This is a genomic window from Nisaea sp. (assembly GCF_965216895.1).
GTDB lineage: Bacteria > Pseudomonadota > Alphaproteobacteria > Thalassobaculales > Thalassobaculaceae > Nisaea.
In genome coordinates, this window is record NZ_OZ244205.1 from 651,968 (window position 1) to 671,782 (window position 19,815).

The window sequence follows — 19,815 nt, forward strand, 5'->3', positions numbered from 1 at the left end:
CCTCTTCCATGCTTGGGCCCTTGCCGGAGTGACCCTGATGAAGCCTGCGAACAGTCTGCTTTCCTCTTATGGAACGACCGTATTCGAGGTCATGTCGCGGCTGGCGATCGAACATGGGTCGATCAATCTCGGTCAGGGGTTTCCGGACGATCTCGGTCCGGACCCGGTGCTGAAGAAAGCATCGGAGTTTCTCTTCGATCGTCCGAACCAGTATCCGCCGATGCTCGGCGTCCCGGAACTCCGCCAGGCTGTCGCGGCGCACAACAGGCGCTTCTACGGACTTGATGTCGACTGGCAGACCGAGGTCATGGTCAGCACGGGAGCGACGGAGGGCCTTGCCGCGTGCTTCTTCGGCCTGATCGAGCCCGGCGACGAAGTCGTGCTGATCGAGCCGACCTATGACTGCTATCTGCCGATCATACGCCGCGCCGGAGGCGTACCCCGCGTTGTGACCCTGCGACCGCCGGAGTGGAAACTGGACGTTGCGGCGCTGAAAGCAGCTTTCAGCGAGAAAACCAAACTGCTGGTGCTCAATTCGCCCATGAATCCGGCCTCGAAGGTGTTTACCGAAGAGGAACTGAAAGCGATTGCCGAGACGGTGATCGAACACGACTGCTACGCGGTTTGCGACGAGGTCTACGAACACATGGCCTTCGACGGTCGCCGTCATCATCCGCTGATGACGCTGCCGGGCATGCGCGAACGCTCGGTGCGTATCGGTTCGGCCGGCAAGACCTTCTCGCTGACCGGCTGGAAGGTCGGCTACCTGACCGCGCCCGCGGAGCTTCTGCAACCGATCGCCAAGGCGCATCAGTTTCTTGTCTTCACCACGGCACCAAACCTGCAGCGCGCGGTCGCTTTCGGGCTCGAGCAGGACGACGGTTATTTCGACGGGCTGCGCGACTCCATGCAGGCGAAGCGCGACCGGCTCGCCGACGGACTCGGCAGGATCAACGGGATCGACTGCGTCGAGTGCGAAGGCACCTACTTCCAGTTCGTCGATATTTCCAGGCTCGGGTTTGACGGCGACGATGTCGCGTTCTGCCGTCATATCACCACAGAGGCCGGCGTGACGGCGGTGCCTGTCAGCGCGTTCTTTCACGGCGAGGCGCCGAAGAATTTCATCCGTTTCTGTTTTGCCAAGAAGGACGCCATTCTGGACGACGCCGTCGCCAGGCTCGCCGCTCACTTGGGTGGTTAGAGATTGCCGGTCAATTCGCACGGTAAATCGGTTGACGGACTCTCCGTGTTACAGTAGGTAAACGGCCCTCGCGGTCACGCGAGCGAACATGTGGCGGGTGTAGCTCAGCTGGTTAGAGCGCCAGATTGTGGATCTGGAGGTCGTGGGTTCAAGACCCATCACTCGCCCCATTCTCCCCCTGAACTTCCTTTCCGACCGAACGCGCACCCGCAAGTCCGAGCGCGAGCCAGCCGGCCATGAGGCAGGTGCCGCCGAGCGGCGCGAGCGCGCTTGTCGTCGTCCCGCCGCTGAAGGCGCTTGCATAGAGCGATCCCGAAAAGAACAGGATGCCTGCGACGAAGAGCAGGGCGCTGCCGAGCGGCAGCCGGACCGCACTGCGTCCGGCGAGAATCAGGGCCGCCGTCAGCCCGGCGAGATGAACGAGGTGGTAGAGCAGGGCGGTTGTGAAGCGGTCGCCAGCGAGCTGATCGAACCCGGCTGCATGCGCGCCATAGGCGCCGAGGGCGACGGCGGAGAAGCCGAGCAGTCCGGCGAGAAGCCAGAGAATTCGTGTCAGATTGGTCATTTGAGGTCCGAAGCCGGTCACGGATGAGGCGGATAAGCGCATTCCAAGCTTCTGACTCTCGGCATATCCTTCGCCCATGACAAGTGCGGGGCTGCGGCGAGTTGCCGGGCCGGCGCCGGAGTGGGGAGAGTTGACGTGGACGAGCTGGCGCTGCTCACCGTCTCGGAAATGGGAGAGGCGGACCGGCGGACGATCGCGGCCGGGGTGCCGGGCACCGAGTTGATGGAGGCGGCCGGGAAATCGGTTGCGGATGCGATCCTGGCGCGGTTTTCGCCCCGGCGGACCCTGGTGGCCTGCGGCCCTGGCAACAACGGTGGCGACGGTTTTGTCGTCGCCCGTGAGCTGCGCGCGGCGGGATGGGAGGTCGAACTCGCATTGCTGGGACGGCGGGCAGCGCTGAAAGGCGATGCGGCTCTGGCTGCGGCGGCTTGGGATGGCGCGGCTCTGAGCATCGATCCGTCCCTCCTTGAAGGCACTGAGCTCCTTGTTGATGCGCTGTTCGGGGCAGGTCTTGCGCGGGACATCGACGGGGCCGCTTTCGAGTTTCTCGCGGCGGCGAAGGCACGTATCGACGCCGGAACTCTGCGCGCCGTCGCCATAGACATGCCAAGTGGTGTCGACGGCGATACCGGGTCGGTGCGGGGCATCTCGCTACCGGCCGTCCTGACGGTGACGTTTTTCCGCAAGAAGCCCGGACACCTTCTTCTTCCCGGGCGTGCACTCGCGGGGGAACTGGTGGTCGCCGATATCGGGATTGCTCCGGACGTCCTGCGGGAAATCGCTCCGAAGTGCGCCGAGAACGGCCCGCTTCTCTGGCGCGCTACGTATCCGAAACCCGGAGCGGAGAGCCACAAATACACCCGGGGACATGCGGTCGTCAGCGGCGGCCCCATGACCGGGGCAGGGCGGCTCGCGGCCAGGGCGGCACGCCGGATCGGCGCCGGGCTTCTGAGTGTCGCTGCCGCGCCGGAAGACTGCGCCCTGTACGCCGCCGACGCGCCCGGTGCCATTGTTCTGCCCGTCGAAGAGCTGCCGGATTTCGAGGCGATTCTCGCCGATCCGCGCAAGAACGCGGTCCTGCTCGGTCCCGGCCATGGCGTGACCGGGCGTACCGGGACTTTTTCCGCCGCGGCGCTGAGGACCGGCAAGGCCGTCGTTCTCGATGCCGATGCCCTCACGGTCTGGGCGGGAAATGCGGCCGGATTGTCGCATCTCATCAAAGGGCCGGTCGTACTGACGCCGCATGAAGGCGAATTCCGGCGTCTGTTCCCCGGGCTGGCTGGCAGCAAGCTCGAGCGGGCGCGGGCGGCGGCGCGCGAGACGGGCGCCATACTGGTGCACAAAGGGCCGGACACGGTCATTGCCGCCCCGGACGGCCGCGTCGCCATCAACTGCAATGCGCCAGCCTGGCTCGCGACCGGGGGTACGGGAGATGTCCTGGCCGGATCGATTCTCGGACTGCTCGCGCAGGGAATGCCGGCTTTCGAGGCCGCCGCGGCGGCGGTCTGGATCAACGGCGCGGCGGCGGACCGGTTCGGGCCCGGCCTGATTGCAGAGGACCTGCCGGAGCAATTCCCCGCGCTCCTCTCCGCGCTCCTCGCTGCGACAAGGTGACACCAAGGAGTCATCAAGAGATCATTGAAGGCGTGGCTAAGCTGCGCCATCTTTACGCCATGCCAAACGATCAACCGACCAGCTTCATCGACCGAACCCTCTCCAACCTGCGCCAGGCGTGGTCGGGGTTGTCGGATTCGACCCGTTACATGATCACCGGGCTGCCGCGCCCGGAACTCCCTGACGAGGATCTCGAGCGCGTCCATCAGCAGATGGAGGATTGCCTCACGGTCCGATCTGACGAGGTCTCCGTGCGGGCCCGCGCGGCCGGGCTCGGACGGACATACCTCGCCCTCGATCCGACGGGGCAGCTGCGTTTTCTGAAATTGCTGGCGGAAAACTACGGGGTCGACCGCGAGGAGGTCGATCAGGCGATGGACGGGGTCCGCTCGGCCAAGGATGACAGTGCGCGGACGAAGGCAGAAGCGATACTCCGCCGGACGCTCGAGCCGCGCTGGCGCCGCTTGTTGAAGCGTTTCACGACGCTGCCTGAGGGCGTGAAGTTCCTCGTCGATATGCGTGTCGTGATGCTTGAGCATGCGCGCAGCGAGCCCGCCATCAAGGCGCTTTCCGACGACCTTCAGGACATGCTCTCGGCCTGGTTTGATGTCGGTCTGCTCGAACTCAAGCAGATCACCTGGGAAAGTCCGGCGGCCATTCTGGAAAAGCTGATCGCCTACGAGGCGGTGCACGAGATCCGCTCCTGGGACGATCTGAAGAACCGGCTCGATTCCGACCGGCGCTGCTTTGCCTATTTCCACCCGGCGATGCCGGACGAGCCGCTGATCTTTGTCGAGGTTGCTCTGCTGCCGGACATGGCGGCAAATGTTCATGACATCCTCGACGCAGATGCGCCGAAGGGCGACGTATCAGCGGCCACGGCAGCGATCTTTTACTCGATCTCGAACGCCCAGAAAGGGCTGGTCGGGATCAGCTTCGGCAACTTCCTGATCAAGCGGGTGGTCGAGGTCTTGCAGCACGATTTCCCGAACCTGAAAAAATTCGCCACGCTCTCGCCGATTCCGGGGCTGGCGAAATGGAGTGCGAAGACGCTTGAGGAGAATGGGTTCGAGCTGACCAACACGGAACGCAAGGCGCTCGCCCAGATCGTTGACGGAGAAACCGACGGAGCGTTGCTGGCCGACGCGCTGCGCCGGCCGAAATGGTTCGAGGACGAGAATCTCTCGGCGGCCTTGAAGGGGCCTGTCACGCGGCTGGCTGCCCGCTACCTCTACTCAGAACGCCGTCCGGACGGCAAGGCGAAGGATCCGGTCGCGCATTTTCATCTCTCGAACGGTGCCCGGATGGAGCGCCTCAACTGGCTCGGCGATACTTCGACGAAAGGGCTCGCCCAGGCGCATGGGATGATGATCAATTATCTCTACCGTCTGTCTGACATCGAGAGTAACAGCGGGGCCTATTCCGCTTCCGGGAAAATTGCCGTTTCCTCTTCGATGAAACCCCTCGTTCGAGACTGAAACCCATAAGTGTTGACGCGCTCCCCCGGTTCGGATAGCCATGCCGGTCCAATACGACATGGCGCCTCCATGGACGTCAGCGGTCTGCGGGTGTGGTGGAATTGGTAGACACGCCAGATTTAGGTTCTGGTGGCGAAAGCCGTGGGGGTTCAAGTCCCTTCACCCGCACCACCGGGCCGACCATGGCGCAAGATCGTGGGCGTACGCAGACGAAGCAGATTGAGCAAAACCAATGCAGGTTACCGAAACTTCCTCCGAAGGCCTGAAGCGCGAATTCAAGGTCGTGATTCCCGCCGAGACGATCAACGGCGAGGTCGATGCGCGCCTGACGCAGCTCGCCCCGACGATCCGCATGCCGGGTTTCCGTCCGGGCAAGGTGCCCGTAGCGCTTCTGAAAAAGCGCTATGGTCCTTCCGTGATGGGCGAAGTCCTGGAAAAAACGGTCAACGAGACCTCCCAGAAGACTTTGGAAGAGCGTGAGCTGCGTGCCGCAACGCAGCCGCAGATCGAAATCACCTCCTTCGAGGAAGGCGGGGATCTCGAGTTCAATCTCAGCGTCGACATCATGCCGGAGATCACGCCGGTCGATTTCTCGACCCTCGAGATTGAGCGGCTGACGGCGGAGCCCAGCGACAAGGAGCTTGACGAGGCGATCGGCAAGCTTGCCACGCAGCACAAGACCTCCGAGCCGCTGAAGCGGAAGCGCAAGTCCAGGGACGGCGACATCGTCGTCATCAACTTCAAGGGCACGGTCGACGGCGTTGCCTTCGACGGCGGCGCGGCCGAGGGCCATCATCTGGAGCTCGGTTCCGGTACTTTCATTCCGGGCTTCGAGGAGCAGCTCGTCGGCGTGAATGCGGGCGACAAGATCGACGTGAAGGTGACCTTCCCGGAGAATTACGGTCAGGAAACGCTGGCCGGCAAGGAAGCGGTGTTCGAGACCGAAGTCACCGAGATCCGCGAGACCACCGACCCGGTGATCGACGACGAGTTCGCCAAGCTGTTCGGCATGGACGATCTCGATACGCTCAAGGAAGCGATCAAGGGCCAGCTGTCCCAGGAATATGCCGATGCCGCGCGTGCCAAGCTTAAGCGGACTTTGCTCGACGCGCTCGAGAGCAAGCACGATTTCGGTGTTCCGGAAGGCATGGTGGATGCTGAATACGAAGCGATCTGCAATGCAGTGAAGCCGCAGGCGCATGATCACGATCATGACCACGATCATGACCATGACCATGACCACGATCATCACGAGCATGCCGCCGACGAGGGGCTGAGCGACGAGGACAAGGCCGAGTATCGCGGCATTGCCGAGCGCCGGGTCCGCCTCGGCCTTCTGCTGCAGGAAGTCGGCCGTCTGAACAATATCGACATCACGGACGAGGAAGTGGCTCGGGCGATCTATCAGGAAGCCACGAAGTATCCGGGCCAGGAACAGCAGGTGGTGCAGTTCTACCAGGAGAATGCCCAAGCCCAGGCCAACATCCGGGCGCCTCTGCTTGAGGACAAGATCGTCGACTTCATCGTCGAGATGGCCAAGGTCACCGACAAGACGGTGAGCGCGGAGGACCTCTTCAAGGAAGAGGGGGAGAACGAAGGCGATAGCGCGGAGAAGAAGCCTGCCAAGAAGGCCGCGGCCAAGAAACCGGCCGCGAAGAAGGCGACGGCGAAAAAGGCGCCCGCGAAAAAGACCGCCGCGAAGAAGGACTCCGCCAAGAAGGACTCCGACGACGCATAAAGGGGGGGGTGTTGTATGGGGCGAAAAGCCCCATATGATCTGCACTAACCCGAGCGCGACGTAACCCGAGAAGGCCGACTGAAATGCATGATCCCGCAGAGATCTACATGAACTCCTTGGTTCCCATGGTGGTCGAACAGACCAATCGCGGGGAGCGGGCCTACGATATCTACTCCCGCCTGCTTAAGGAGCGGATCATCTTCGTGGTCGGTCCGATCAACGATGCCATTTCAAGCGTTGTTTGTGCCCAGCTCCTGTTTCTCGAGGCCGAGAACCCGACCAAGGATATCTCGATGTACATCAATTCGCCGGGCGGCGTCGTCTCGTCCGGCCTCGCGATGTACGACACGATGGAATATATCCGTCCCGATGTCTCCACGGTCTGCATCGGCCAGGCTGCATCGATGGGCTCCTTGCTGCTGACCGCTGGTGCGAAGGGCAAGCGCTATTGCCTGCCGCATGCGAAGGTGATGATCCATCAGCCTTCCGGCGGATTCCAGGGGCAGGCGACCGATATCGAGATCCATGCCCGTGAAATCCTGGCCACCCGTGCGCGCCTGAACGAAATCTATGTTCACCATACCGGGCGCAAACTCGACGAGATTGAAAACGCGATGGAGCGTGACAATTTCATGGTGCCGGAAGAAGCGAAGAAATTCGGTCTGATCGACGAAGTCGTCGAAAAACGGCCGGTCGACAGCAAAGACGACTCCGGCAAGAGCTGACCGCTCGGAACGCGGATCCGGCCCCGTCGATGATGGCTGACGGGGCCTCCCGGCGGTCCGCTTCGACCAAGGCCGCGCAACGTCGCCGTTTGCTTTGTGATTTTTTCACATTGTGCGGCTTCGCTGCCTTTGGCTAACATGACCAATCAGCCGTCCCGTAACGAATGTGGGTAAGATGAGCAAATCCGGCGGAAGCACGAACGGTGGTGATTCAAAGAACACCTTGTACTGCTCGTTCTGCGGCAAGAGCCAGCACGAGGTCCGCAAACTGATTGCGGGCCCCACGGTCTTCATTTGCGACGAGTGCGTCGAACTCTGCATGGACATCATCCGTGAAGAGCACAAGACCACGCTGGTGAAATCGCGCGACGGGGTTCCGACCCCGCGCGACATCATGGAAGTGCTGAACGATTATGTGATCGGGCAGCCTTATGCGAAGCGGATTCTCTCCGTCGCGGTGCACAACCACTACAAACGGCTCTCGCATACCAGCAAGAACAACGATGTCGAACTGGCGAAATCGAACATTCTGCTCGTCGGTCCGACCGGTTGCGGCAAGACCCTGCTGGCGCAGACGCTGGCCCGGATCATCGACGTCCCCTTCACGATGGCGGACGCGACGACCCTGACCGAGGCCGGCTATGTCGGCGAGGATGTCGAGAACATCATCCTGAAACTGCTGCAGGCAGCCGACTACAATGTCGAGCGCGCACAGCGCGGCATCGTCTATATCGACGAGGTCGACAAGATCAGCCGCAAGTCCGACAACCCCTCGATCACCCGGGACGTCTCGGGCGAGGGCGTGCAGCAGGCGCTGCTGAAGATCATGGAAGGAACGGTCGCTTCGGTTCCGCCTCAGGGCGGCCGCAAGCATCCGCAGCAGGAATTCCTGCAGGTGGATACGACCAACATCCTCTTCATCTGCGGCGGCGCGTTCGCCGGACTCGAGAAGATCATCTCGAACCGCTCGAAAGGATCCTCCATCGGATTCGGTGCGGATGTGAAGTCGGAGGATGATCGCCGTACGGGAGAAATCCTGCGCGAAGTCGAACCGGAAGACCTCCTGAAGTTCGGCCTTATCCCCGAATTCGTCGGCCGGCTGCCGGTCGTCGCGACTCTCGAGGATCTCGACAACGAGGCCCTGGTCGACATTCTGACCAAGCCCAAGAATGCGCTGGTGAAGCAGTATCAGCGGCTGTTCGAGATGGAGAACGTGAACCTCGAATTCCGCGATGAGGCCCTGCAGGCGATCGCCCAGAAGGCAATCGAGCGCAAGACCGGCGCCCGCGGTCTCCGGTCGATCATGGAGGGCATCCTGCTCGATCCGATGTTCGATCTGCCCGGCATGGAAGATGTCGAGGAGATCATCATCAACGGCGAGGTCGTCGAGAATGGGGCGCTGCCGATCATGGTCCATGCGGACCGGCGCGGAGATGTCGGATCGAGTGCTTGAGCCGACCAGCCTTGAACCGGGCCTAAGCTAGCGCCACTTAACTACCTGGCTGGCCCGGACCGTCTCCCCCTCCGGTCAGCCGCTCTGAATAGGGGAGCGAGTTGAAAGACTGATGAAAGAGACAGGCACCGCGAGTTACCCCGTCCTTCCGCTGCGCGACATCGTGGTCTTTCCGCATATGATCGTGCCGCTCTTCGTTGGCCGCGACAAATCCGTGCGCGCCCTCGAAGACGTCATGAAGGACGACAAGCAGATCCTCCTGGTGACGCAAAAGAACGCGGCCGACGACGATCCGTCGCCGGATGAAATCTACACTGTCGGCACCATCGGGACCGTACTGCAGCTGCTGAAGCTTCCCGACGGAACCGTGAAGGTCCTGGTCGAGGGCGTGCAGCGCGCGCGCATTACCGATTTCAAGGACAACGAGGACTTCTTCGAAGCCTATGCCGAGGTTATGACCGACGCGGATAGCGACGAACCGGAGAAGGAGGCACTCGCCCGCGCCGTGGTTTCGCAGTTCGAGCAATACATAAAGCTCAACAAGAAGATCCCGCCGGAAGTTCTGGTCTCGGTCAACCAGATCGAGGACCCGGCGAAGCTCACCGACACGATTGCGTCTCACCTGGCACTCAAGATCGCGGAAAAGCAGGAACTGCTCGAGAGCGAGACGGTGATCGACCGGCTGGAGCGGGTCTACGGCTTCATGGAAGGCGAGATCGGCGTTCTGCAGGTCGAGAAGCGTATCCGCAACCGCGTCAAGCGGCAGATGGAGAAGACCCAGCGCGAGTACTATCTGAACGAGCAGATGAAGGCCATTCAGAAGGAACTCGGCGAGACCGACGACAGCCGCGACGAACTGGTCGAACTCGAGGAGCGGATTCGCAAGACCAAGCTCAGCAAGGAAGCGCGTGAGAAGGCGGATGCGGAACTGAAGAAACTCCGCAACATGAGCCAGATGTCGGCAGAAGCGACGGTCGTGCGCAATTACCTCGACTGGCTGCTGTCGATTCCGTGGAAGAAGCGCTCCCGGATCAAGAAAGACATCAAGCTGGCGGAATCGGTTCTCGACCGTGATCACTACGGTCTCGAGAAGGTCAAGGAACGGATCCTTGAATATCTCGCCGTGCAGCAGCGCACCGGTAAGGTGAAGGGGCCGATTCTCTGTCTCGTGGGCCCTCCGGGGGTCGGCAAGACCTCTCTCGGCAAGTCGATCGCGGAGGCGACCGGACGCAATTTCGTCCGCATCTCGCTTGGCGGCGTGCGTGACGAGGCGGAGATCCGCGGGCATCGCCGGACCTATATCGGTTCGCTGCCCGGCAAGGTGATCCAGGGAATGAAGAAGGCCAAGGCCTCCAATCCGCTGTTCCTGCTCGACGAAATCGACAAGCTCGGGAACGACTATCGCGGCGATCCGTCGTCGGCGCTTCTCGAAGTGCTGGACCCTGAGCAGAACTCGACCTTCCAGGATCATTATCTTGAGGTCGATTACGATCTCTCCGATGTCATGTTCGTGACGACCGCGAACACGCTGCGGATGCCGCAGCCGCTCCTCGACCGTATGGAGGTCCTCCGGATCTCGGGCTACACCGAGGACGAGAAGATCGAGATCTGCAAGCGTCACCTGATCAGCAAGCAGATCGAACAGCACGGTCTGAAGAAGGATGAATGGTCGATCACGGACGAGGGACTGCGCGACCTGATTCGCTACTATACCCGCGAAGCCGGGGTGCGGAACCTGGAGCGTGAGCTTGCCAATCTTGCGCGCAAGGCGGTCAAAGAGATCCTCATGGAAGGCCTCGAGACGGTCGAGGTCACCCCTGACAATCTTGAGAAGTTCTCCGGCGTCCGCAAATACCGTTATGGCGAGGCCGAGGAATCCGACCTGATCGGCGTAACCACAGGGCTGGCATGGACCGAAGTCGGCGGCGAATTGCTGTCGATCGAGTCCGTGACCGTACCGGGCAAAGGCAAGGTGATCTCCACCGGCAAGCTCGGCGACGTGATGCGGGAATCCATCCAGGCGGCGGAAAGCTTCGTGAAGTCTCGGTCGCTGATGTTTGGCATTTCGCCCAAGAGCCTCGAGAACAAGGACATTCATGTCCATGTTCCGGAAGGCGCGACGCCGAAGGACGGTCCGTCCGCGGGTGTCGGCATGGTGACGTCGATCGTGTCGGTGCTTACGGGCATACCGGTCCGGCGCGATGTCGCGATGACCGGTGAGGTGACGCTGCGCGGCCGCGTTCTTCCGATCGGCGGCCTGAAGGAGAAGCTTCTTGCGGCGCTCAGGGGCGGTCTCAAGGTCGTGTTGATCCCGAAGGACAACGAAAAGGACCTGGCGGAAATTCCGGACAATGTGAAGGAAGGGCTTGAGATCATTCCCGTGTCGTCGGTCGACGAGGTGCTGGCGTCGGCATTGACCAAGCCGCTGGTTCCGATCGATCCGGAAGACATCGTCATCGAGCCCGTTGCGAAAGCTGATGACAAGGGCGAGAAGTCTCTGACGACTCATTGATATCATTGAGGGTTATGCGCATTCGCGCATAATTGGAGTGTGCAAACCCCGGCCGTCGCGCCGGGGTTTCGCGTATTATATATGTGTGATTTATCTTGAATTTACTCATAAACGACTGGTTAATAGTGAGAATCCCCGCAGATCTGCAGAAATCCGCCGGTTGCATGATTGACGCCCGCAATTCCAGCGATTTACAGTGACGCACTGATTGGGCCGAAGATTCGGCCAATTTCTGGGTGATTCTTCTTCTTACAGGGGGGCTATAACGTGAATAAGAATGAGCTCGTCGCGGCTGTTGCCGATTCTGCAGATTTGACCAAGGCCGATGCCGCTTCGGCTGTCGACGCTGTCCTCGATTCCATTACGTCCGCGCTCAAGTCCGGCGGCGAAGTCCGGCTTGTCGGTTTCGGTACCTTCAGCGTGGCATCCCGCGCTGCGAGCGAAGGCCGCAATCCGCGCACCGGCGAAAAGATCAAGATCGCCGCGTCGAAGCAGCCGAAGTTCAAGGCAGGCAAGGGCCTCAAGGACGCACTGAATTGATAGAATAGATTTCTTTTCTTTTCGCGACGCGCCGTCCCTGTTAGAAGGGGCGGCGTTTTCGTCGGGGCACGCTCCCGGCATCGGTCGGGCGCTTAGCTCAGCTGGGAGAGCATCTCGTTTACACCGAGAGGGTCGGCGGTTCGATCCCGTCAGCGCCCACCAACCCGACCAGTGATTTTCTTCAGATGTGCCGACCCTGCATGATCGCGTAGCGATACATGGCCTGCAGGTCCGCCCTGGTCTTGGGCCTCACCCGATTCTCGGAAATTTCCGTCGTGTAGTCGCGGATGTCACGCTTGGTTTCGATCGATACCCGCGGACTCTGCATCAACGCGTCGTACATCTGCTTCGGTGTGGCCTGCGCGGGATCGAGTGGCCCGCTGTCTGCTGCTTCGGCCTTGAGATCGTCCGCCTGGGCATTTCGGACCTTGAGAAACTTGCGGGGGAGCAGCAGGTCGGTCCAGCCGAGACCGTATTCGTTCAGAATATTGCTGATGGCATCGACCGCATTCAGGATCTCGCCGTCATTGTCGCTGGAAAGCATCGCAACCAGTTTACTGAGTCGCTGGTAGTCTCTCTCGGTCATCATGGGTAGGCGGTTCCAACTGCTTCGGATGGCTCGTTGCCGTCATGATACGCACGGCGTCAAGTTCGGTTGAACAAAGATTTTTCCCCCGATTTTCGGGCGTTTCCGACGGTTACGAGGGAACCGGCAAAAAAAGAGTCGTTTTTCCGACCCATCGCGCTTGACACTCCATAGGGCCCAAAGTACATAAGCGCCTCCTCGTCGGGGGCGCCGCCAAACAAACGGCTCCGCGACCCGGATATGGGGGTGTAGCTCAGTTGGTTAGAGCGCCGGCCTGTCACGCCGGAGGCCGCGGGTTCGAGTCCCGTCACTCCCGCCACTTACCTCATTTCGTTCCATGTTTCTGCGACATCGCGGCGCGGTCTTCGACCGGCGCCGAAAAACGCGTTGCAAGCGCCGGAATTTAAAGGCTTCTTTCAGAAATCTAGACGCGACACGGGCTTTTCTTGGCCGCCCGATGGAACTATAGTGCGGCCGTTGACAAGGTGTCGGGCGCTCCCGTCGGAGTCCCCAGAAACGCCGGTAATGAGAGAGAGCTGACGATATGAGCGATATTCTCCGGGAATATTTGCCTATCCTGATATTTCTCGTGGTCGCGATCGGCCTGTGCCTCGCGATGGTGATCGGCTCGCTGCTGGTTGTGAAGCAGCGGCCTGATTCCGAGAAGGTATCGGCCTACGAGTGCGGTTTCGAGGCCTTTAACGATTCCCGCGGCCAGTTCGACGTCCGCTTCTATCTCGTTGCCATCCTCTTCATCATATTCGACCTTGAGGTCGCTTTCCTGTTTCCCTGGGCGATCTCGCTCGGCGGAATCGGGTTGTTCGGCTTCTGGTCGATGATCGTCTTCCTCGGCGTGCTGACCGTCGGCTTCGTCTATGAGTGGCGCAAAGGCGCCCTGGAATGGGAGTAAGAGCCACCATGCAGACTTCGCAGGATCTTCGCCCGATTCCGCCCGGCGCCGACCAGGACGCGATCCTGAAGGCCGTCGGCGACGAGTTGAACGAGAAGGGCTTTGTGGTCGCCCAGGCGGACAAGCTCTTCAACTGGGCCCGCAGTGGGTCTCTCTGGCCGATGACCTTCGGTCTTGCCTGTTGCGCCGTCGAGATGATGCACAGCGCGGCAAGCCGCTACGACCTCGACCGTTTCGGCATGGTGTTCCGGCCGAGCCCGCGTCAGTCGGACGTGATGATCGTCGCCGGCACGCTGACCAACAAGATGGCGCCGGCTCTGCGCAAGGTCTATGACCAGATGGCCGAGCCGCGCTGGGTGCTCTCCATGGGCTCCTGTGCCAATGGCGGCGGCTACTATCATTATTCCTATTCCGTGGTCCGCGGCTGCGACCGGATCGTTCCGGTCGACGTCTACGTCCCGGGGTGCCCGCCGACGGCCGAAGCGCTTCTCTACGGGCTTCTCCAGCTGCAGAAGAAGATCAAGCGCACTTCGACCATCGCCCGATAACTCGGGCGCGAATTAACGCCAGGCAGAGGCAGACGACAGCATGGCATCACCAACAGAAACGCAGAAAGAGCTGGCGGAATATCTGAGAAACCAGCTCTCGACCGAACTGGTCGAGGTCGGATTCGTGCTGGACGAACTGGTGCTTCGGACCCGTCCCCAGCATATCTGCAAGGTCTTGACCTTCCTTCGCGACGACTCGCAGTGCCAGTTCCGCTGTCTGGTCGATATCTGCGGCACTGACTATCCCGAGAGAGAGCTGCGATTCGACGTCGTCTACAACCTGCTCAGCGTGCAGCAGAACAACCGGATCCGGGTCAAGGTCGCAACCGACGAGCAGACGCCGGTACCGTCCGCTACCGCGGTATTCCCCTCTGCCAACTGGTTCGAGCGGGAAACCTGGGACATGTACGGCGTGTTCTTTTCCGACCATCCGGACCTGCGGCGTCTGCTGACCGACTACGGCTTCGAGGGCCATCCGCTGCGCAAGGATTTCCCGCTGACTGGTCATGTCGAGGTCCGCTACGACGACGAACAGAAGCGCGTGGTCTACGAGCCGGTGAAGCTCGTCCAGGACTTCCGCAGCTTCGACTTCCTGAGCCCGTGGGAAGGCGCGCGTTCTCTACTTCCAGGCGATGAAAAGGCCCCGGATCAGGCCGAAGAGGGAGCCTCCTGATGGCTGAAGCGCAGATCAAGCCGCTTACGCTGAATTTCGGTCCGCAGCATCCGGCCGCCCACGGCGTGCTGCGCCTGGTGCTGGAGATGGACGGTGAGATCGTTGAGCGGGCCGATCCGCATATCGGCCTGTTGCATCGCGGCACCGAGAAGCTGATCGAGTACAAGACCTACCTGCAGGCGGTGCCGTATTTCGATCGTCTCGACTATGTCGCGCCGATGTCGCAGGAGCATGCCTATGCGCTCGCGGTCGAGAAAATGCTCGGAATCGAGGTGCCCAAACGCGCGCAGTATATCCGCGTGCTCTATGCCGAGATCTCGCGGATCCTGAACCATCTGCTGAACATCACCACCTTTGCCATCGATGTCGGCGCGATGACGCCGCTGCTCTGGGGCTTCGAGGAGCGCGAAAAGCTCATGGAGTTCTATGAGCGGGCCTGCGGCGCACGCCTGCACGCGGCCTATTTCCGCCCCGGCGGCGTTGCGATGGATCTGCCGCCAGGGATCCTGGACGATATCCTGGCCTGGACAGAAACCTTTCCGGCGCTGATGGACGATATCGAGAGCCTGCTGACGGAAAACCGTATCTTCAAGCAGCGTACCGTCGATATCGGTGTCGTTTCGGCAGAGGATGCTCAGGCGATCGGCTTCAGCGGCCCCTGCATCCGCGCCTCCGGTCTCGCTTGGGACCTGCGCAAGTCGCAGCCTTACGACGCCTATGACGAGATGGATTTCAACATTCCGATCGGCAAGACCGGCGACTGCTATGCACGCTATCTGGTGCGCATTAAGGAGATCAGGGAAAGTCTCAAGATTATCCGGCAAGCCGCTGAAAATATGCCGGAAGGGCCGGTCAAGACCGAGGACCGCAAGGTTGCGCCGCCGAGCCGCGGCGAAATGAAGCACTCGATGGAAGCGCTGATCCATCACTTCAAGCTCTATACCGAGGGCTATCACGTCCCGGCGGGCGAGACCTACACCGCGGTCGAGGCGCCGAAAGGCGAGTTCGCCGTCTTCCTGGTGTCCGACGGCACCAACAAACCTTATCGCTGCAAGATCAGGGCACCCGGATTTTCCTTCCTGGCGGCCATGGATTTTCTGTCCAAGGGGCACATGCTGGCCGACACCGTCGCCATCATCGGCTCGCTTGACATCGTGTTCGGGGAGATTGACCGGTGAGCGGTATCGACATCGCCGAGAATCAACCGGAGAGCTTCGCCTTCACGCCCGAGAACGAGGCGAAGGCGGAGGCCATCATCTCCAAATATCCGGAAGGCCGGCAGGCCAGCGCGGTCATGCCGCTGCTCGATCTGGCGCAGCGTCAGCACGACAACTGGATCCCGCTCGCGGCCATCGACGTCATCTCCGAGAAGCTGAAGATGCCGAAGATGCGCGTGCTCGAGGTCGCGACCTTCTACACGATGTTCAATCTCAAACCGGTCGGGAAATACTTCCTGCAGGCCTGCACGACGACGCCGTGCTGGCTGCGCGGATCCGACCAGGTGATGAAGTGCATCAAGGATAAGCTCGGTCTCGAGAATCACCAGACGTCCGACGACGGCATGTTCACGTTGCTTGAGGTCGAATGCCTTGGCGCCTGCGCCAACGCGCCGATCCTGCAGGTGAACGACGATTTCTACGAAGACGCCGATTACGAAAGCACGGCCAAGCTGCTGGACGCTCTGAAGAAGGGTGAGGTTCCGGCGCCGGGATCGCTTTCCGGACGGAATGTCTCGGAGCCGGAAGCCGGCGCGCAGACGCTGCTGTCCTACAAGGATAACGGGGCGGCCCGGACCTACGATCCTAAGGTCAGCGCCGGCGAAACGGGAGAGAAGTGATGTTGAGGGACGAGGACCGCATCTTCACGAACCTCTACGGCTGGCACGACTGGGGGCTGGAAGGCGCCCGCAAGCGCGGCGACTGGAGTACCACGAAGCAGATCCTGAGCCGGAGCCCGGACGACATCGTCGAGGACGTCAAGTCCTCCGGTCTGCGCGGCCGTGGCGGCGCTGGCTTCCCGACCGGCGTGAAGTGGTCCTTCATGCCGAAGGAGGTCAAGGACAAGCCGCATTATCTGGTGGTGAATGCGGACGAATCCGAGCCGGGCACGTGCAAGGACCGCGAGATTATCCGCAACGATCCGCACAAGCTGATCGAGGGCTGCCTGATCGGCGGTTATGCGATGCGGGCGACAGCGGCCTTCATCTATATCCGCGGCGAGTTCTACAACGAGGCGGTGCGCCTGCAGGCGGCGATCGACCAGGCCTATGAGGCCGGGCTGATCGGCAAGAATGCCTGCGGCACCGGCTACGATTTCGACGTCATCCTGCATCGGGGCGCCGGGGCCTATATCTGCGGCGAGGAAACCGCGCTGCTCGAGAGCCTCGAGGGCAAGAAGGGCCAGCCGCGCCTGAAACCGCCGTTCCCGGCGGGCGTCGGGCTCTATGGCTGTCCGACCACGGTGAACAATGTCGAGAGCATTGCCGTTGTACCGGAAATCCTGCGCCGCGGCGCGAACTGGTTCGCCGATCTCGGCACGCCGAAGAATTCCGGCACCAAGCTGTTCTGCATCTCCGGCCATGTCGAGAATCCCTGCAATGTCGAGGAGGAGATGGGCATTCCGCTCAAGGAACTCCTCGAGAAGCATTGCGGCGGCGTCATCGGCGGCTGGGACAATCTCCTCGCCGTGATCCCGGGCGGCTCCTCGGTGCCGATGATGCCGAAATCGGTCTGCGACGACGTGATCATGGATTTCGACACCCTGCGCGGCGTCGGTTCCGGTCTCGGCACCGCGGCGGTCATTGTCATGAACAAGCAGACCGACGTGGTGAGGGCGATCGCGCGGCTGTCCTATTTCTACAAGCATGAGAGTTGCGGCCAGTGCACGCCGTGTCGTGAGGGCACCGGCTGGATGTACCGGGTCATGGACCGTCTTGTGCGCGGCGAGGCAGAGGTCGAGGAGATCGATGCCCTCTACGAAGTAACGAAGCAGGTTGAAGGCCATACGATCTGCGCCCTCGGCGATGCGGCCGCCTGGCCGATCCAGGGGCTGCTCCGGCATTTTCGGCCCGAGGTCGAGCGCCGGATCGCGGCCCGGAAGGCAGGGCAGCCGGTCATGGAGGCCGCGGAATGATGCGCGTGACGACGAAGTGCCTCGGGGGAGAGCGCAATGCCTAAATTGACCGTCAACGGGGTCGAGGTCGAAGTACCCGCCGGCGCGTCCGTGCTGCAGGCCTGCGAGGAAGCCGGCGCCGAAGTGCCGCGCTTCTGTTATCACGAGCGCCTTTCGATCGCCGGCAACTGCCGGATGTGCCTGGTCGAGATGGAACGCTCACCGAAGCCGGTCGCCTCCTGCGCGATGCCCGCCGGCGACGGCATGGTGATCCGCACCGATAGCGAGATGGTGAAGAAGGCGCGGGAAGGGGTGATGGAGTTCCTCCTCATCAATCACCCGCTCGACTGTCCGATCTGCGACCAGGGCGGCGAGTGCGACCTGCAGGACCAGGCAATGGCCTTCGGTCACCATTCGAGCCGCTACGACGAGAACAAGCGCGCCGTCGAAGACAAGTATATGGGGCCGCTGGTCAAGACCATCATGACCCGCTGCATCCACTGCACCCGCTGCGTCCGCTTCTCGACCGAAGTTGCCGGTGTCACCGATATGGGGCTGCTTGGCCGCGGCGAAAACGCCGAGATCACGACCTATCTCGAGAAGGCCATCGACAGCGAGATGTCGGCCAACGTCATCGATCTCTGCCCGGTCGGCGCGCTGACCTCGAAGCCCTATGCCTTCGTGGCGCGCCCGTGGGAGCTGCGCAAGACCGAAAGCATCGATGTGATGGATGCAGTCGGCTCCAACATCCGCGTTGATGCGCGTGGTTCGGAAGTGATGCGGGTGCTGCCGCGCCTGCACGAGGACGTGAACGAGGAATGGATCTCCGACAAGACGCGCTATGCTTGCGACGGCCTCAAGCGCCAGCGTCTCGACCGCCCATACCTGCGCAAGAACGGCAAGCTGGCGCCGGTGTCCTGGGACGAGGCTTTCGGGGCCATCGCGGCGAAGCTGAAGGGCCTCAAGGGGGCCGAGATCGCCGCTGTCGCCGGTGACACGGTCGATGTCGAATCCATGTATGCCCTGAAGGGGCTGATGACCGCGCTCGGGTCGCCGAACCTCGACTGCCGCCAGGACGGTGCGAAGCTCGATGCGACCACGCGTGCCGGATATCTCTTCAATTCGACCATCGCCGGGATCGAGGACGCGGACGCGATCCTGATCGTCGGTGCCAACCCGCGCTGGGACGCCGCCGTGCTGAACGCGCGGATCCGCAAGCGCTGGCTTGCCGGCGGCCTCAAGGTCGGCCTGATCGGCGCACCGGTCGATCTGACCTATGAGTACGAGCATCTTGGTGCTGGCCCGCAGACCCTGAGCGAAGTCGCCGAAGGCAATAACGCCTTTGCCTCCGTGCTGAAGAACGCCAAGCGGCCGATGATCATTCTCGGCATGGGCGCGCTCGCCCGCGAGGACGGCGCGGCCGTGCTCGCGGCCGCACGCTCGATTGCGGAGAGCACCGGCATGCTTGTCGCCGCCTCGAAGGACGCGGACGGCAACGAGATCGCGGCCTGGAACGGCTTCAACGTGCTGCACACCGCGGCGGCCCGCGTCGGCGGTCTCGATCTCGGCTTCCTGCCGGGCGAGGGCGGTGCGGACGTCGCCGGTATCCTTGAGGGCGCGTCCAAGGGCGCGATCAAGGCGGTCTACCTGCTCGGCGCGGACGAGATCGATACCCGGCGGCTTGGCGAAGCCTTCGTGATTTACCAGGGCCACCATGGCGACCGCGGCGCGCACCGTGCCGACGTGATCCTGCCCGGCGCGGCCTATACCGAGAAGGACGCCCTCTACGTGAACACCGAGGGCCGGGTTCAGATGGGCCTGCGCGCCAGTTTTCCGCCGGGCGAGGCTCGCGAGGACTGGGCGATCCTGCGCGCCCTCTCGGCCCATCTCGGCCAGGCGCTGCCCTATGACAGCCTGGAGCAGCTCCGCGCCAAGTTGCGCGGCGAGAACGAGATCTTCACCGTGATTGACGTCGCGCCGATTGCCGAATGGGGCCCGTTCGGAGCCGAGGGCGCGATGAGCGAGACCGGATTCGGCACCACGGTCGAGAATTTCTACATGACCGATCCGATCAGCCGGGCCTCCAAGACCATGGCCGAATGTACCGAGGTGTTCGTCCTGCCGAAGCAGGGCCGGACCGGGACCGAGGGGTAAGAGTCCG

General features: G+C 61.9%; 17 protein-coding genes and 4 tRNA genes. 19 read left to right on the forward strand and 2 right to left on the reverse strand.

Features of this window, described 5'->3' with window-relative positions:
- Positions 1-37 precede the first annotated feature (37 nt).
- On the forward strand, positions 38-1,201 hold the full coding sequence (locus ACOOE1_RS03080) for an aminotransferase (protein WP_420404881.1): 1,164 nt from the start codon (positions 38-40) through the stop codon (positions 1,199-1,201).
- A gap of 93 nt (positions 1,202-1,294) precedes the next feature.
- A tRNA-His gene (locus ACOOE1_RS03085) sits at positions 1,295-1,371 on the forward strand.
- Here the strand turns inward: ACOOE1_RS03085 and ACOOE1_RS03090 are convergent.
- Entirely contained in the window at positions 1,350-1,766 is a 417-nt protein-coding gene (locus ACOOE1_RS03090) for a DUF423 domain-containing protein (protein ID WP_420404882.1), read from the reverse strand. The genes ACOOE1_RS03085 and ACOOE1_RS03090 overlap by 22 nt on opposite strands.
- Positions 1,767-1,901: 135 nt before the next feature.
- On the opposite strand from ACOOE1_RS03090, the gene ACOOE1_RS03095 reads away from it, so the two are divergent.
- The 9 genes from ACOOE1_RS03095 to ACOOE1_RS03135 all read left to right on the forward strand — a co-directional run bounded on the left by ACOOE1_RS03095 (position 1,902) and on the right by ACOOE1_RS03135 (position 11,988).
- On the forward strand, positions 1,902-3,380 hold the full coding sequence (locus ACOOE1_RS03095) for an NAD(P)H-hydrate dehydratase (RefSeq protein ID WP_420404883.1): 1,479 nt from the start codon (positions 1,902-1,904) through the stop codon (positions 3,378-3,380).
- Positions 3,381-3,412: 32 nt separating this feature from the next.
- Positions 3,413-4,858: a malonyl-CoA decarboxylase gene (locus ACOOE1_RS03100; RefSeq protein ID WP_420404884.1), complete on the forward strand. Its 1,446-nt coding sequence runs from the start codon at positions 3,413-3,415 to the stop codon at positions 4,856-4,858.
- An 86-nt stretch (positions 4,859-4,944) separates the two neighbouring features.
- Positions 4,945-5,029, forward strand: a tRNA-Leu gene (locus tag ACOOE1_RS03105).
- A gap of 61 nt (positions 5,030-5,090) precedes the next feature.
- Positions 5,091-6,596: a trigger factor gene (tig, locus tag ACOOE1_RS03110; protein ID WP_420404885.1), complete on the forward strand. Its 1,506-nt coding sequence runs from the start codon at positions 5,091-5,093 to the stop codon at positions 6,594-6,596.
- A gap of 83 nt (positions 6,597-6,679) precedes the next feature.
- The gene (clpP, locus tag ACOOE1_RS03115) at positions 6,680-7,321 is read left to right on the forward strand and encodes an ATP-dependent Clp endopeptidase proteolytic subunit ClpP (RefSeq protein WP_420404886.1); all 642 of its coding nucleotides are present in this window, start codon (positions 6,680-6,682) and stop codon (positions 7,319-7,321) included.
- Positions 7,322-7,496: 175 nt separating this feature from the next.
- Positions 7,497-8,774, forward strand: a complete 1,278-nt coding sequence (gene clpX / locus ACOOE1_RS03120) for an ATP-dependent Clp protease ATP-binding subunit ClpX (RefSeq protein WP_420404887.1) — start codon at positions 7,497-7,499, stop codon at positions 8,772-8,774.
- A gap of 112 nt (positions 8,775-8,886) precedes the next feature.
- A complete protein-coding gene (gene lon / locus ACOOE1_RS03125; protein ID WP_420404888.1) occupies positions 8,887-11,286 on the forward strand; it encodes an endopeptidase La in 2,400 nt (799 codons plus the stop codon).
- A 267-nt stretch (positions 11,287-11,553) separates the two neighbouring features.
- Positions 11,554-11,826, forward strand: a complete 273-nt coding sequence (locus ACOOE1_RS03130; RefSeq protein WP_420404889.1) for an HU family DNA-binding protein — start codon at positions 11,554-11,556, stop codon at positions 11,824-11,826.
- 86 nt (positions 11,827-11,912) lie between these two features.
- Positions 11,913-11,988: transfer RNA gene (locus ACOOE1_RS03135), tRNA-Val, on the forward strand.
- A 19-nt stretch (positions 11,989-12,007) separates the two neighbouring features.
- Here ACOOE1_RS03135 and ACOOE1_RS03140 read toward each other — a convergent pair.
- Positions 12,008-12,415 (reverse strand): hypothetical protein, encoded by a 408-nt coding sequence (locus ACOOE1_RS03140; protein WP_420404890.1) that lies wholly within the window; start codon positions 12,413-12,415, stop codon positions 12,008-12,010.
- A 239-nt stretch (positions 12,416-12,654) separates the two neighbouring features.
- Here ACOOE1_RS03140 and ACOOE1_RS03145 point away from each other — a divergent pair.
- The 8 genes from ACOOE1_RS03145 to nuoG all read left to right on the forward strand — a co-directional run bounded on the left by ACOOE1_RS03145 (position 12,655) and on the right by nuoG (position 19,808).
- Positions 12,655-12,731, forward strand: a tRNA-Asp gene (locus ACOOE1_RS03145).
- Positions 12,732-12,956: 225 nt separating this feature from the next.
- Complete coding sequence (locus ACOOE1_RS03150) at positions 12,957-13,322, forward strand: NADH-quinone oxidoreductase subunit A (protein WP_420404891.1); 366 nt, start codon at positions 12,957-12,959, stop codon at positions 13,320-13,322.
- A complete protein-coding gene (locus tag ACOOE1_RS03155; RefSeq protein WP_420404892.1) occupies positions 13,313-13,870 on the forward strand; it encodes a NuoB/complex I 20 kDa subunit family protein in 558 nt (185 codons plus the stop codon). The genes ACOOE1_RS03150 and ACOOE1_RS03155 overlap by 10 nt, the downstream gene beginning before the upstream one ends.
- A gap of 40 nt (positions 13,871-13,910) precedes the next feature.
- The gene (locus tag ACOOE1_RS03160; protein WP_420404893.1) at positions 13,911-14,543 is read left to right on the forward strand and encodes an NADH-quinone oxidoreductase subunit C; all 633 of its coding nucleotides are present in this window, start codon (positions 13,911-13,913) and stop codon (positions 14,541-14,543) included.
- Entirely contained in the window at positions 14,543-15,721 is a 1,179-nt protein-coding gene (locus ACOOE1_RS03165; protein WP_420404894.1) for an NADH-quinone oxidoreductase subunit D, read from the forward strand. Before ACOOE1_RS03160 ends, ACOOE1_RS03165 begins: the two co-directional genes overlap by 1 nt.
- Positions 15,718-16,380: an NADH-quinone oxidoreductase subunit NuoE gene (gene nuoE / locus ACOOE1_RS03170; protein ID WP_420404895.1), complete on the forward strand. Its 663-nt coding sequence runs from the start codon at positions 15,718-15,720 to the stop codon at positions 16,378-16,380. The genes ACOOE1_RS03165 and nuoE overlap by 4 nt, the downstream gene beginning before the upstream one ends.
- The gene (gene nuoF / locus ACOOE1_RS03175) at positions 16,380-17,675 is read left to right on the forward strand and encodes an NADH-quinone oxidoreductase subunit NuoF (protein ID WP_420404896.1); all 1,296 of its coding nucleotides are present in this window, start codon (positions 16,380-16,382) and stop codon (positions 17,673-17,675) included. The genes nuoE and nuoF overlap by 1 nt, the downstream gene beginning before the upstream one ends.
- 36 nt (positions 17,676-17,711) lie before the next feature.
- Positions 17,712-19,808, forward strand: coding sequence for an NADH-quinone oxidoreductase subunit NuoG (gene nuoG, locus ACOOE1_RS03180; RefSeq protein ID WP_420404897.1), 2,097 nt, complete (start codon positions 17,712-17,714; stop codon positions 19,806-19,808).
- Positions 19,809-19,815 lie beyond the last annotated feature (7 nt).

Excerpts from the sequence above, each read along its gene's own strand:
- ACOOE1_RS03165 (WP_420404894.1), top strand. The coding sequence starts at position 14,543 with ATGGCTGAAGCGCAGATCAAGCCGCTTACGCTGAATTTCGGTCCGCAG.
- clpX (WP_420404887.1), top strand. The coding sequence starts at position 7,497 with ATGAGCAAATCCGGCGGAAGCACGAACGGTGGTGATTCAAAGAACACC.
- ACOOE1_RS03090 (WP_420404882.1), bottom strand. The coding sequence starts at position 1,766 with ATGACCAATCTGACACGAATTCTCTGGCTTCTCGCCGGACTGCTCGGC.
- clpP (WP_420404886.1), top strand. The coding sequence starts at position 6,680 with ATGCATGATCCCGCAGAGATCTACATGAACTCCTTGGTTCCCATGGTG.
- ACOOE1_RS03080 (WP_420404881.1), top strand. The coding sequence starts at position 38 with ATGAAGCCTGCGAACAGTCTGCTTTCCTCTTATGGAACGACCGTATTC.
- ACOOE1_RS03140 (WP_420404890.1), bottom strand. The coding sequence starts at position 12,415 with ATGATGACCGAGAGAGACTACCAGCGACTCAGTAAACTGGTTGCGATG.
- ACOOE1_RS03160 (WP_420404893.1), top strand. The coding sequence starts at position 13,911 with ATGGCATCACCAACAGAAACGCAGAAAGAGCTGGCGGAATATCTGAGA.
- lon (WP_420404888.1), top strand. The coding sequence starts at position 8,887 with ATGAAAGAGACAGGCACCGCGAGTTACCCCGTCCTTCCGCTGCGCGAC.
- ACOOE1_RS03150 (WP_420404891.1), top strand. The coding sequence starts at position 12,957 with ATGAGCGATATTCTCCGGGAATATTTGCCTATCCTGATATTTCTCGTG.
- ACOOE1_RS03155 (WP_420404892.1), top strand. The coding sequence starts at position 13,313 with ATGGGAGTAAGAGCCACCATGCAGACTTCGCAGGATCTTCGCCCGATT.
- nuoF (WP_420404896.1), top strand. The coding sequence starts at position 16,380 with ATGTTGAGGGACGAGGACCGCATCTTCACGAACCTCTACGGCTGGCAC.
- tig (WP_420404885.1), top strand. The coding sequence starts at position 5,091 with ATGCAGGTTACCGAAACTTCCTCCGAAGGCCTGAAGCGCGAATTCAAG.
- nuoG (WP_420404897.1), top strand. The coding sequence starts at position 17,712 with ATGCCTAAATTGACCGTCAACGGGGTCGAGGTCGAAGTACCCGCCGGC.